11 protein-coding genes are annotated in these 12,633 nt (G+C 68.8%); 5 read left to right on the forward strand and 6 right to left on the reverse strand.

Annotated features, from left to right (window positions below):
* Positions 1-61: 61 nt before the first annotated feature.
* The 3 genes from pheA to ACFVWW_RS09105 all read left to right on the forward strand — a co-directional run bounded on the left by pheA (position 62) and on the right by ACFVWW_RS09105 (position 3,717).
* The gene (pheA, locus tag ACFVWW_RS09095) at positions 62-997 is read left to right on the forward strand and encodes a prephenate dehydratase (protein WP_386876945.1); all 936 of its coding nucleotides are present in this window, start codon (positions 62-64) and stop codon (positions 995-997) included.
* A gap of 558 nt (positions 998-1,555) precedes the next feature.
* Entirely contained in the window at positions 1,556-2,833 is a 1,278-nt protein-coding gene (serS, locus tag ACFVWW_RS09100; RefSeq protein WP_386876947.1) for a serine--tRNA ligase, read from the forward strand.
* Complete coding sequence (locus tag ACFVWW_RS09105) at positions 2,830-3,717, forward strand: HAD family hydrolase (RefSeq protein ID WP_386876948.1); 888 nt, start codon at positions 2,830-2,832, stop codon at positions 3,715-3,717. The genes serS and ACFVWW_RS09105 overlap by 4 nt, the downstream gene beginning before the upstream one ends.
* A gap of 353 nt (positions 3,718-4,070) precedes the next feature.
* On the opposite strand, the gene ACFVWW_RS09110 is transcribed toward ACFVWW_RS09105, so the two are convergent.
* The 5 genes from ACFVWW_RS09110 to ACFVWW_RS09130 form a co-directional block, all read right to left on the reverse strand.
* The gene (locus tag ACFVWW_RS09110) at positions 4,071-4,766 is read right to left on the reverse strand and encodes a hypothetical protein (protein ID WP_386876950.1); all 696 of its coding nucleotides are present in this window, start codon (positions 4,764-4,766) and stop codon (positions 4,071-4,073) included.
* A gap of 261 nt (positions 4,767-5,027) precedes the next feature.
* Positions 5,028-5,747 carry an ABC transporter permease gene (locus ACFVWW_RS09115; RefSeq protein ID WP_384178124.1) on the reverse strand — a complete coding sequence of 240 codons (720 nt, stop codon included), beginning with the start codon at positions 5,745-5,747 and terminating at the stop codon, positions 5,028-5,030.
* Between the two features lie 25 nt (positions 5,748-5,772).
* Positions 5,773-6,684, reverse strand: coding sequence for an ABC transporter ATP-binding protein (locus ACFVWW_RS09120; RefSeq protein ID WP_384178127.1), 912 nt, complete (start codon positions 6,682-6,684; stop codon positions 5,773-5,775).
* Positions 6,681-7,574: an ABC transporter permease gene (locus ACFVWW_RS09125; RefSeq protein ID WP_384178130.1), complete on the reverse strand. Its 894-nt coding sequence runs from the start codon at positions 7,572-7,574 to the stop codon at positions 6,681-6,683. The genes ACFVWW_RS09120 and ACFVWW_RS09125 overlap by 4 nt, the downstream gene beginning before the upstream one ends.
* Entirely contained in the window at positions 7,564-8,610 is a 1,047-nt protein-coding gene (locus tag ACFVWW_RS09130) for an ABC transporter ATP-binding protein (protein WP_384178605.1), read from the reverse strand. The genes ACFVWW_RS09125 and ACFVWW_RS09130 overlap by 11 nt, the downstream gene beginning before the upstream one ends.
* A 280-nt stretch (positions 8,611-8,890) precedes the next feature.
* Between ACFVWW_RS09130 and ACFVWW_RS09135 the strand changes: the two genes are divergently transcribed.
* Positions 8,891-10,690, forward strand: coding sequence for an SDR family oxidoreductase (locus tag ACFVWW_RS09135; RefSeq protein ID WP_386876953.1), 1,800 nt, complete (start codon positions 8,891-8,893; stop codon positions 10,688-10,690).
* A 249-nt stretch (positions 10,691-10,939) separates the two neighbouring features.
* Entirely contained in the window at positions 10,940-11,494 is a 555-nt protein-coding gene (locus ACFVWW_RS09140) for an RNA 2'-phosphotransferase (RefSeq protein WP_386876955.1), read from the forward strand.
* Between the two features lie 59 nt (positions 11,495-11,553).
* Here ACFVWW_RS09140 and ACFVWW_RS09145 read toward each other — a convergent pair whose 3' ends face one another.
* On the reverse strand, positions 11,554-12,453 hold the full coding sequence (locus ACFVWW_RS09145) for an LLM class flavin-dependent oxidoreductase (protein ID WP_386876957.1): 900 nt from the start codon (positions 12,451-12,453) through the stop codon (positions 11,554-11,556).
* Positions 12,454-12,633: the final 180 nt, after the last annotated feature.

The raw sequence follows: 12,633 nt of genomic DNA on the forward strand, positions 1-12,633 counted from the left end.
TCCGACCTCGGGGTTCCTGAGTCCGGATTCATGACGGCCGTCGGCCCACTAGGGTGACCGTATGTCGGCCACGCGCTACACGTATCTCGGCCCTGAGGGCACTTTCACGGAAGCCGCCCTCCGTACGCTTCCGGAAGCCGCCACACGGGAGCTCGTCCCGATGGTGTCCGTACCGGCGGCCCTCGATGCCGTACGGAACGGGGACGCCGCCGCCGCACTCGTACCGATCGAGAACTCGGTGGAGGGCGGGGTCACCGCGACCCTCGACGAACTCGCCTCCGGCGCACCGCTGATGATCTACCGCGAGGTGCTGCTGCCGATCACCTTCGCGCTGCTCGTACGGCCGGGGACGAAGCTCTCCGACGTGAAGACGGTGACCGGCCATCCGGTCGCCCAGCCGCAGGTACGGAACTGGCTGCGAACGCATCTGCCGGACGCGCTGTGGGAGTCGGCCGCGTCGAACGCGGACGGGGCCCGGCTGGTGCAGGAGGGCCGGTTCGACGCGGCCTTCGCGGGCGAGTTCGCGGCCGCGACCTACGGTCTCGAGCCGCTGGTCACCGCGATCCACGACGCGGAGAACGCGGAGACGCGCTTCGTCCTGGTGGGCCGGCCCGCGCGGCCGGCGTCCCCGACGGGCGCGGACAAGACCTCGGTGGTCATCTGGCTGGGCGACGACCACCCGGGCGCGCTGCTCGAACTCCTCCAGGAGTTCGCGGTGCGCGGGGTCAACCTGATGCTGATCCAGTCGCGCCCGACGGGCGCGGGAATCGGTAATTACTGCTTCGCCGTGGACGCCGAGGGCCATATCTCGGACCGGCGGGTGGGCGAGGCGCTGATGGGGCTGAAGCGGATCTGTCCCAAGGTGCGGTTCCTCGGGTCGTACCCGCGGGCCGGGATGTCACCGGCGGACGTACGGACACTGCGGCCCGGGACCTCGGACGCGGAGTTCATCGAGGCGGCGGACTGGCTGGCACGCAGCCAGGACGGGCGCGCCTGACGGCTGCGACTGGGGGCTGTGGATAGAACCCGAAGTTATCCACAGGCTTATCTGCAACCTGGGGACAAGTCGACAACACAAGCCGACACAGTCGACAAATCGCTCCAGGTCTCCCACTTCCATCCACAGGCCACCAGGTCGCCCCGTGTCACCTCAATTCCAGTGATCAACTCGTTAGAGCGAGTAATTCCCACCCGAATGAGTGTGTGAAGTGGGTTTACGAGGTAATTCTCCGGCCCACTCCAGGCATTCAGAGCGATCCGTTTCGCGATCCACAGATCTTCCACACAACCTGTGGATAACTTTCCGTAGCTTGCGCGTTTCTGTGGACAAGCTAGACCGCGCTCGACCCAAGTCCCGTCTCCCGCAAGGGAAGTGGGTCAAGGGAACGGCGCCGGAACACCTCCTTCCGGGGAAGGGAATCCTCTTTATTGACGAACGGCAGGTGAGCGGCTGAGGATTTCCCGACAGCTTTCCCAATCGCGTCATTCAGGACAAAGCGGAACGCCTGTCGATATCGAGTGGGGCGGTGTCGGCGCGCACCGGTAGCCTGGTGGGGTGATTGACCTTCGCCTGCTTCGTGAGGACCCCGACCGTGTGCGCGCCTCCCAGCGCGCCCGTGGAGAGGACGTCGCGCTTGTCGACGCCCTGCTCTCCGCCGATGAGCGGCGCAGGTCGTCCGGCGTCCGCTTCGACGAGCTCCGCTCCGAGCAGAAGTCGCTCGGCAAGCTGATCCCCAAGGCTTCCGCCGAAGAGAAGGCGGAGCTGCTCAAGAAGGCGGAGCAGCTCAAGGCCGACGTCAAGGCGGCCGACGCGGAGCAGCATGAGGCCGACGACGAGGCAAAGCAGCTGCTTCTCCAGCTCGGCAATGTCGTCCACCCCGACGTCCCCGTCGGCGGCGAGGAGGACTTCGTCGTCCTGGAGACGCACGGCACGATCCGCGACTTCGCGGCGGAGGGCTTCGAGCCCAAGGACCACCTGGAGCTCGGCGAGGCGCTCGGCGCCATCGACGTCGAGCGCGGCGCCAAGGTGTCCGGATCGCGGTTCTACTACCTGACGGGCGTCGGCGCGCTGCTGGAGCTCGCTCTCGTCAACGCGGCTATCGCGCAGGCCACCGAGGCCGGCTTCATCCCGATGCTCACACCGGCGCTGGTCCGCCCGCGCGCCATGGAGGGCACGGGCTTCCTCGGCCAGGCCGCGGAGAACGTGTACCACCTGGAGAAGGACGACTACTACCTGGTCGGTACGTCAGAGGTGCCGCTCGCCGCGTACCACATGGACGAGATCATCGACGCCGGCAAGCTGCCCCTGCGGTACGCGGGCTTCTCGCCGTGCTTCCGCCGCGAGGCCGGTACGTATGGCAAGGACACCCGGGGCATCTTCCGCGTCCACCAGTTCGACAAGGTCGAGATGTTCTCGTACGTCGACCCGGCGGAAGCGCTCTCCGAGCACCAGCGGCTGCTGGACTGGGAGAAGCAGTGGCTGACCGGCCTCCGGCTGCCCTTCCAGGTGATCGATGTCGCCTCGGGTGACCTGGGCGCCTCGGCCACGCGCAAATTCGACTGTGAGGCGTGGATCCCCACGCAGGGCAAGTACCGCGAGCTGACCTCCGCCTCCAACTGCGACAGCTTCCAGGCACGCCGGCTCTCCGTCCGGATGCGGGACGGCAAGCAGGTCAAGCCGCTGGCGACGCTGAACGGCACGCTCTGCGCCGTACCGCGCACGATCGTGGCGCTCCTGGAGAACCACCAGCAGGCCGACGGTTCGGTGTGGGTGCCCGAGGTGCTGCGTCCGTATCTGGGCGGCCGTGAGGTGCTGGAGCCGATCGCCAAGTGAGCACCGGCCCTGCCTCCGCGGAGCCGCCTGCGGCGTCGCCCGTACCCTCGTCCGCGCAGTCGTTCCAGCAGTCGTTCCAGCCGTCGTTTCCGTACAAGCTCGTCGCGACGGACCTCGACGGCACGCTCCTGGGCGAGGACCACACGGTCTCCGCGCGCACGCGGGAAGCGCTCGCCGCGGCCACCGCGGCGGGCGCCGCGCACATCATCGTCACCGGGCGTGCGGTGCCCTGGACCCGGCACATCCTGGACGACCTGGGATACGACGGCCTCGCGGTGTGCGGCCAGGGCGCGCAGGTCTATCACGCGGGCGAACACAAGCTGCTGACCTCGGTGACGCTGGACCGGCAGCTGGCCGCGCTGGCGATCTCCAAGATCGAGGCGGAGATCGGCCCGCTGGCGCTGGCCGTGAGCCGGGACGGTCTGGACGGTGACGTGCTGGTCGGCCCCGGGTACCGGGTGCAGGAAGGGCCGCTCCCCGCGTTGGTCGTTGATGATCCGGCTGAGCTGTGGTCGGCGCCCCTCAACAAGGTGTACATCCAGCATCCGGAGCTGGACGACGACGCGCTGGCGCTGGCGGCGCGGGCGACGGCCGGCAGCCTCGTGGCTGTGGTGATGGCGGGGGCGGGCGTCGTGGAGATCCTGCCGCTGGGTCTGAGCAAGGCCACCGGGCTCTCGCTGGCCGCGCGTCGCCTCGGCGTCAAAGCGGCGGACACGATCGCGTTCGGCGATATGCCGAACGACATCCCGATGTTCGGCTGGGCGCGGCACGGCGTGGCGATGGCGAACGCGCACGAAGACCTGAAGGCCGTGGCGGACGAGGTCACGGCCTCGAACGAGGACGACGGCATCGCGATGGTGCTGGAGAAGCTGCTGCTGGGCTAAGGGCTGTCCGGCGGGTGTCCGGTCGGTGTGCACACACCGTGCGGGCTCTGCCGTACCGCTCGGCCAATCCTCCGGGAGGGGCGGCCCGCGCGGATGCGCGCTCGAAGCGGCCGCCCCCGGGCAGTGCGCCGGCGGCTGCGCGGAGTGGTGATGGCTACTCCGGTGCCTGCGCGGTGCTGCCCTACGGGGAACTCGACGGACTCGGACTCCCGGTCATCGCCGTGTTCCCCTCCCGGTCCTGTGGTGTGCCCTGACACAACTACTGTGCCCGGGGCGCCGCTTCGGCGCCATCGAATATTCCTGACGTGACCTGTGCTCGCCGGCGGATCCAGCCGGCGAGCACAGGCCCTGGATCAGCGGCGCTTACGGCCCCGGCGCAGGTCCCTCAGCTGGTGGACGACATCGTCCACCCGGGCGTCCACGCGGTTGATGTCCTCGGACATCTGGCACAGCCGGTTGCTGATGGCCGCGACGACCTGATTGGTGGCGTCGAGCCGCCGGTCCAGGCTGTCGAGCCGGTACGACATCCGGTGCAGAACCGGCCCCAGCTCCTGGAGCGCGACGCCGACCCCGCCGAGGCAGGTCTCGACATCGGTCACCCGCCGGTCGAGGTTCGCGTAGCCCTTACGAAGATCGTCCTCGGCGTCGAGGAGATACGTACGGACGCAGCGGGCGATGTCGCTGTCGCGCAGCAGCATCGCGATGTTGAGCACGGCCCGGCGGGTGAACAGCCGCAGGTGTGCTCGCCCCTGTGGATAACTCACGGGGGCGCCGTCAGCTGAAGTGGCCAAGTTGGCCATTTCGAAATCCTGCAGGTCAGAGCCCTTCAGGGTGATCATTCCGTTGGCGTGCAACTCGTCGCGGTGACGCTTGACGACACTGTGCACGGCCTCCCTGTGGATTTCGAAGTAGCGTGCGACGCCCTCCGTCGTGATGTGTACGCCGTCCGGCAGCAGCCGTAGCGCCTTGACCTTGTCGAGCGCGTCTATCCGCCCCATGACGCTGTCGCGCATCGAGCGCGATTCGAGCAGAGCACCTTCTGGTGGCATGGGTATGCCTTCCACTTCGTGAAACCGATGATGGTCGGCCCTCTCCCCGGGCTTCAGGGGTGGAGGTCGGCTCACGGTGGCTACTCATCCCATGACCGGTGCGGCTTTCGATCCGCCACCGGCAATCCTCAGTTTCACGAACGCTCGACGTTACGAACTCCAGTTGCCTCCACGCACGCTGAACAACGAGCCGATAACCGTACAGTTACGCGGCAACCCCCGCCCACGGGGCGGGGGTTGCCGTACGCGCGGTCCGCGCGGTCACTCCTCGCCCGCGAGCGTCAGCGTCCGCAATTTCTGGCCCGCGTACCAGGTCGCGAGCACCGTGACCCCCGCGAGCAGGCTCACCGCCAGCGGCAGTCCGACGTCCGAGGTGATCGTGCCCCCGCCGCCGATCTTCTGGGCGAGCGCCAGCGCCCACTGCTGGACGCTGAGCGTCCGCGCGCCCGCCACCAGGCTGCCGAAGAGCGCCTCCCAGACCAGTGCGTACACGAGTCCTATGACCACCGCGTGCCGGCTGACCGTGCCGAGCAGCAGGAAGAGCGCGCTGTACGCGATCGAGGCGACGAGCGCCGCGACGGTGTAGGCAACCGCTATCTGCTGTCCGTTGCCGTTGAGGATGTAACCGGCGATGAAGGTGGGGATCGCGGAGAAGGCCATGGTCACGGCGATGGCCACGATCAGTTTGGTGAAGATGATCGTCGGCCGCTTCAGCGGCTTGGACAGCAGATAGACGATCGAGCCGTCGTCGATCTCCGGTCCGATCGCGCCGGTCCCGGCGATCACACCGATCAGCGGCACCATCGTGGCGATGGCGAAGCCGCCCAGCACGTCCGACGCGACCTGGTCGTCCGCGCCGTTGAAAGCACGGACGGCAGCCGCGATGACGATCAGCAGAGCAGGCAGCAGGAAGAGGATCGCGGCCCGGCGCCTGCCGAGCAGGGCCCGGTAGGTGAGCCGGGCGACTGTGGGGTTGTACATGACGTCACAGCTCCTTTCAGGCCGCTCAGGCCGCTACGAGATAGGAGAAGACCGACTCGAGGGACTCGTCCGAGGGCGAGACCGTGAGCAGCCGGATGGAGTGCTCGCGGGCGACCCGCGGCAGCAGTTCGGTGAAGCGGCCGAAGTCGACCGCCTGGATGCGCAGTGCGCCCTCGGCGAGGTCCACCTCGATGCCCGCCGTCGACGGGTCGGCGATCAGCGCGGCGGCGAGCGCGCGGTCGTCGCTGGACCGTACGAGGTAGCGGTGCGGCCGGTCGGTCATGAGCCGGCGGATCTTGCGGAAGTCCCCGGAGGCGGCATGCCGCCCGGCCACGATCACCTCGATGTGGGAGGCGAGTTGCTCGACTTCCTCCAAGATATGGGAGGAGAACAGAACGGTGCGGCCCGTGGCGCCCATACGCCGCAGGAGATCCATCAGCTGCATACGCTGGCGCGGGTCCATACCGTTGAAGGGCTCGTCGAGAAGCAGTACCGACGGGTCGTGGACCAGCGCGGACGCCATCTTCACCCGCTGCCGCATGCCCTTGCTGTACGTCGCGATCTTGCGGTCCTGCGCGTACTCCATCTCGACCGTGGCGAGCGCCGCGCGGGCCGCCTTGGCGCCCAGGCCGTGCAGTTCGGCGTTGGCGACGACGAAGTCGAGACCGGTGAGGAAGTCGTACATCGACTCCCGCTCCGGCACGATGCCGATCTGCCGGTACACCGATTCGTTGCGCCAGATCTGCTGTCCGTCGAGGGTGACGGTGCCGGTGGAGGGAGCCAGGAAGCCGGCCATCATGTTGATGAGGGTGGACTTGCCCGCGCCATTGGGGCCGAGCAGTCCGGTGACACCCGGGCCGATCGTCATGGTGACGTCGTTGACGGCCACGACGTTGCCGAACCAGCGCGAGGTGTGCTCGATGTCGATGGTGGTCACAGCCCGACCTTCCGGTAACGGCGCATGAGGACGGCGTACGAACCGAAGACGAGCGCGAGGAGGACCAGCAGATAGGCCACGCCCACGCCGGCCGAGGGGCCCGCCTCGCCGGGGAAGGCGGAGGTGGCTCCCAGGAAGGCGGTCTGCACACCGTCGATGATCGTGACCGGCGAGAAGAGGCCGAGCCACTTGACGGCGCCGGTCGATCCCGTCTGCCAGGCGATGGCCTGGACCGTGGAGACCGCACCGTACGAGATGGTCAGTGTGGCGATCACGGCGGCGACGCCGAAGCCGCGGCGCGGCGTGAGCGCGGCCATGACGAGGCCGATCCCGCCGAAGAGGATGGAGAGCAGCGCCACCGACACCAGCCCCTGGCCGAATCCCTTGGTCTGGTCGGCGAAGTCCATCTTGGCGAGCAGCGAGCCGACGTAGAGGATGACGAGCGGCGCCGCGGTCAGTACGAAGAGGGCCGAGGCCATCGCGCCGTACTTCGCGAGGACGTAGTCGATGCGCTCGATCGGGCGGGAGAAGTAGAGCGGCACGGACTTGAAGCGCAGATCGCGGGAGACCGACTGCGGGGCCTGCGCGGCGAGATAGAGACCGATGACGGCCTGGGTGACGATCGCGTAGCGCGTGTAGTCGAGCGGCAGGTCCTTGAGATTGGTCGCGACGGCGACTGCGACGATGATGGCCGCGGGCAGGCACATCACCGCGAAGAGGATCATCGGCAGGACCTTGGACTTGGCCGAGCGGCCGAGTCCGTACGCGCCGCGCAGGGACTGCGAGTAGAGGGAGCGGCGGGCGTAGGCACGGCCGAGCCGCGGTCCTTCGTAGTTGCGGTACCCGATGTTGTGGATCCGAGTGGTCTCGGTCCCGGTCTCAGTGCTCATCGCGCGCGCCTCCCTTCTGCAGTGCGTACGTGGCCCGGTCGGCGCCGGTCGCTGACCCGCTCGCTGCTTGAGCGGCGCCTTCGGCCGCTCCGGCCTCTTCGGCCGCCGTCGGGCGGAAGACCTCCGCGATGTGGTGGCGTCGCTGTTCCATCCGTACGAGCCCCAGGCCGAGCCCGGCGACGGTGTCGCGGACGACGTCGTACGTCTCCTCGCCGGTGGCCTCGATCAGGAGGATGTGGCCCGCGCCCGGGAGCCCTTCCTCCATGCCGGCGTGGAGGGTGACGCCGGCCGCCGTGAGGGCCTCGCGCAGGGCGTGCGTGCCGTCGGGGTGCTTGTCGGAGTCGGTGACCTCGACCGCGAGGGTCGTGGTGGTCTGGGTGAAGTCGCTGGTGGAGCTGGAACGCAGCAGCTTCCCGCCGTCGATGACGACGACATGGTCACAGGTGCGTTCGAGTTCACCCAGGAGGTGCGAGGTGACCAGGACGGAGATGCCGAAGTCCGTGTAGACGCGGCGGATCAGCCCGAGCATCTCGTCGCGGCCGACCGGGTCGAGTCCGTTGGTCGGCTCGTCAAGGAGGACGAGTTGAGGGTCGTGGACCAATGCCTGCGCGAGTTTGACGCGCTGCTTCATGCCGGTCGAGTAGCCGCCGATGGGGCGGTATCGCTCCTCGTAGAGGCCGACATGGCGCAGGGTGTCGGCGGTACGCTCGCGGGCCGCGGTCGGCGGGAGTCCGGACATGCGCGCCATATGGACGACGAACTCGGTGGCCGAGACGTCCGGCGGCAGGCAGTCGTGCTCGGGCATGTACCCGACGCGCTCACGGATGGCGCCGCCACTGGTGGCGACGTCGAGCCCGAGCACCGCGGCCCGGCCTTCCGTGGCGGGGGACAGACCCAGCAGGATCTTGATCATGGTGGACTTGCCGGCTCCGTTGGCGCCCACCAGCCCGGTCACACCGGGTCCGATGTCCAAGGAGAGCCGGTCAAGCGCGGTCACCCGGGGGAACCGCTTGCTCAGGCTTTCGGTCGCGATCACAGTCACGGTACGACGGTAGTGGCGCGGGCCACAGTGGGCGTCAGACCAGGCGGCTGTATCCGTGTCCCCCTCCAGATGTACGGACCCGTAGGGGGCCACGGACTCAGCTGGACGCCCTCATGGGGGACCGCCGGCCTCCCCCGGGCGCCCGACACAGGCCCCGTCGTCCGGTTATCCACAGGTATGGACCGGCCCTTGACGCAGACCACCGGACATTGTCACATTCATCGGTGTCACGTTACTGACACGTACCGCACATGTGACGCCGGGCGGAGGCCGTATGAGTACGAGTGGAAGCGAAAGCAGCGGTACGAGCACCGGGCTGGAGGGCGCCCGGGAGCGCTGGGTGCGTACGGGCGGAATCGAGCTGTGCGTCGCCGAGCTGGGCGACACGGCGCGGCCGACCGTGCTGCTCGTGCACGGCTATCCGGACAGCAAGGAGGTCTGGTCGGAGGTCGCGGGGCGGCTCGCCAAGCGCTTCCATGTGGTGCTGTACGACGTGCGGGGACACGGCAGGTCGACGGCGCCGGTCCCGCTGCGCGGCGGCTTCACGCTGGAGAAGCTGACGGACGACTTCCTGGCGGTCGCCGACGCGGTGAGTCCGGACCGGCCGGTCCATCTGGTCGGCCACGACTGGGGTTCCGTGCAGTGCTGGGAGTTCGTGACCGTGGCGCGGACCGAGGGCCGCATCGCCTCGTTCACCTCGATGTCGGGACCGTCCCTGGACCACTTGGGGCACTGGATCAAGCGGCGGGCGGGGCGGCCCACCCCGCGCCGGGTCGGACAGCTTCTCGGGCAGGGCGCCAAGTCCTGGTACATCTATCTGCTGCACACGCCCGTGCTGCCGGAGCTGGCCTGGCGAGGCCCTCTCGGCAAGCGGTGGCCCAAGATCCTCCGGCGGGTCGAGAAGCTCCCCGTCGGGGCGTACCCGACGTCCTCCCTGCCACAGGACGCGGCGCACGGCACCTGGCTCTACCGGGACAATCTCCGGGCCCGGCTGCGCAGGCCGCGCACCGACGCCTATGCGCACGTACCCGTGCAGCTGATCACTCCGACGGACGACGCCTTCCTGTCGGAGCGGCTCTACGACGATCTGGAGCACTGGGCTCCGCGGTTGGTACGGCGCTCACTGCCCGCCAAGCACTGGGTGCAACGTACCCGTCCCGACCAGCTGGCCTCCTGGATCAGGGACTTCGTCGACGCCCAGGAGGGCGGCAAACATCCGGGCACGAGTTCGGCGCCGAGCGGCCCGTACGCGGAGCGCTTCGGCGGACAGCTCGTCCTGGTCACCGGCGCGGCCAGTGGCATCGGCCGGGCCACCGCCCTCGCGTTCGCCGAGGCGGGCGCACGGATCGTGGCGGTCGACCGGGACGAGGAAGGGGCGGCCAGGACCGCGGAGCTGGCCCGGCTGATCGGCGCACCGGACGCGTGGGGCGAGCCGGCCGACGTCGGCGATGAACGGGCGATGGAGAAGCTCGCCGGGCGGGTCGCCACGGAGTACGGCATCGTCGATGTGCTGGTCAACAACGCGGGGATCGGGGTGTCCGGAGCGTTTCTCGACACCACCACGGAGGACTGGAAGAAGGTCCTGGACGTCAATCTGTGGGGCGTCATCCACGGCTGCCGGCTCTTCGGCAAGCAGATGGCGGAGCGTGGCCAGGGTGGCCATATCGTCAATATCGCCTCGGCCGCGGCCTATCAGCCCTCCAAGGCGCTGCCCGCGTACAGCACCTCCAAGGCGGCGGTGCTGATGCTCAGCGAATGCCTGCGGGCCGAACTGGCCGGGCGGGGCATCGGGGTTTCCGCGATCTGCCCCGGCTTCGTCAACACCAACATCACGTCCACGGCGCGCTTCACGGGTGTCTCCGCCGAAGAGGAGGAGCGGCGCAGGAAGAAGACCGCTCGGCTGTACGGGCTGCGCAACTACCCGCCCGAGAAGGTCGCCGCCGCCGTGCTGCGCGCCGTCGTGCGCAATCAGGCGGTCGTGCCGGTCACTCCGGAGGCCTGCGGTGCGCGGCTCCTGTCCCGGATCGCACCCAGGGCACTGCGCGCGATCGCACGGGTGGAGCCACCGCTGTGAGCGCGGCGGGTATTCCGCATCACTGCGGCCGTCGAACGAGGGCTGCGTGCAAGGTCCTTGGACGGACTGGCGCCTCAACACACAGACAAGGCAACCATATGGGCCAAATAGCTTAAATAGTACGTTCGTTGTCCACAGGATTGCCAAATCCCCTGTGGATAACACGACTTGGCTGTGGATCAAACCTCTGAATCACCATTGCTTCGAAATGAGTAGCGCCGCGCCAGGACATCCGGGCACCCTGTTCGGATGACCGGATCACCCGACGAACGACGCACCGTGAAGGTGTCGAAGTACCTCTCGAAGCATCTGCGCCACCAGCCCGAACGGATCGGTATCGCTCTCGACGCGAACGGCTGGGTGGCGGTGGACGAGCTGATCCGTGCTGCCGCCGAGCACGGCTTCCGGATCAGCCGTGCCGAACTCGACCATGCCGTCGCCGTCAACGACAAGCGGCGCTTCACGGTCAAGGGCGACCGGATCCGCGCCAACCAGGGCCACACCGTCGAGGTCGACCTGGGGCTGGCCCCCGCCGAACCGCCCGCGTACCTCTACCACGGCACCGTCGCCGGGAACCTGGACGCGATCCGCGCCGAGGGGCTGCGCCCCATGCTCCGCCACCATGTGCATCTCTCGCCCGACCGCGAGACCGCGACCCGGGTCGGCGCCCGCCGCGGCCGGCCCGTCGTGCTGTCGGTGGACGCGGGAGCGATGCACCGCGGCGGGCTGGTCTTCCATGTCAGCGCCAATGGCGTGTGGCTCACCGACTCCGTACCGCCGGAGTTCCTGCGTTTCCCCGGCTGACCGCGACCGTTCGCCGGCTGACTGCGGCCGTACCCCCGGCTGACCGCGGCAGGCCCGTCCTACGGACGGAGCTGCGCGAGCGCTTCCGTGGCGATCTGCTCGAAGACCCGCTGATCCGCGGCGAAGTCCGAGTCCGGGATGGGGGCATGGACCGCGATCTCGGTGATACCCAACGCGAAGTGCCTGCCCGCGAAGTCCACGAACGCGTCAAGGGACTCCATCGGACCGCTGCGGTCCGGGGTGAAGCCGGTGAGCAGGATTTTCTCCACACCGGACACATCCCGGCCGATCTCGGCACAGGCCTTGCCGAGCCGTTCGATCTGTCCGCGGATGGCGTCGCGGGACTGCTCCGGCGTACCCGTCTCGAAGATCTTCGGATCGCCCGTCGTCACCCATGCCTGGCCGTGCCGGGCAGCGAGCTTCAGTCCGCGCGGGCCGGTGGCCGCGACCGCGAAGGGCAGCCGGGGCCGCTGCACACATCCCGGGATGCCGCGGGCCTCGACGGCGGAGTAGAAGGTCCCGTCGTACGTCACGGAGTCCTCGGTCAGCAGCCGGTCGAGCAGCGGCACGAACTCGGCGAACCGGTCCGCCCGCTCCCTCGGCGTCCACGGCTCCTGGCCGAGCGCCGTGGCGTCGAAGCCCGTGCCGCCCGCGCCTATGCCCAGGGTGATCCGGCCGCCCGAGACATCGTCCAGCGAGATCAGGTCCTTGGCGAGAGTCACCGGATGCCGGAAGTTCGGCGATGTGACGAGCGTCCCCAGGCGCAGGCGCTCGGTGGCCGCCGCGGCTGCTGTGAGGGTCGGTACCGCCCCGAACCACGGACCGTCGCGGAAGGTACGCCACGAAAGGTGGTCGTAGGTGTAGGCGGTGTGGAAACCGAGCCGCTCGGCTCGCCGCCACTCGTCACGGCCACCGTCGAGCCAGCGACGGACGGGAAGGATCACGGTACTCAGACGCATGACCCCGACCCTACGGGAGCGGCCATGGACGCATCCCCGCCCGACCGGTCGCCCTGACGCCGCTCCGCACATCGTCGGTGCGACGGGGGCGTCGTCGCCTGCCATGGCAGCTCGGCGGCGCGCGCCTTCTCAGATGTGCGCCCCTCCGCACGCCCGTGCACCCTTGTACGTGAGAATGGG

This window comes from Streptomyces sp. NPDC058198 (assembly GCF_042882605.1).
Classification (GTDB): Bacteria; Actinomycetota; Actinomycetes; order Streptomycetales; family Streptomycetaceae; genus Streptomyces.

What these genes read in the sequence shown, in the direction of transcription:
- pheA (WP_386876945.1), top strand. Translation starts at nt 62, where the DNA reads ATGTCGGCCACGCGCTACACGTATCTCGGCCCTGAGGGCACTTTCACG.
- ACFVWW_RS09110 (WP_386876950.1), bottom strand. Translation starts at nt 4,766, where the DNA reads ATGCCACCAGAAGGTGCTCTGCTCGAATCGCGCTCGATGCGCGACAGC.
- ACFVWW_RS09115 (WP_384178124.1), bottom strand. Translation starts at nt 5,747, where the DNA reads ATGTACAACCCCACAGTCGCCCGGCTCACCTACCGGGCCCTGCTCGGC.
- ACFVWW_RS09125 (WP_384178130.1), bottom strand. Translation starts at nt 7,574, where the DNA reads ATGAGCACTGAGACCGGGACCGAGACCACTCGGATCCACAACATCGGG.
- ACFVWW_RS09135 (WP_386876953.1), top strand. Translation starts at nt 8,891, where the DNA reads ATGAGTACGAGTGGAAGCGAAAGCAGCGGTACGAGCACCGGGCTGGAG.
- ACFVWW_RS09140 (WP_386876955.1), top strand. Translation starts at nt 10,940, where the DNA reads ATGACCGGATCACCCGACGAACGACGCACCGTGAAGGTGTCGAAGTAC.
- ACFVWW_RS09145 (WP_386876957.1), bottom strand. Translation starts at nt 12,453, where the DNA reads ATGCGTCTGAGTACCGTGATCCTTCCCGTCCGTCGCTGGCTCGACGGT.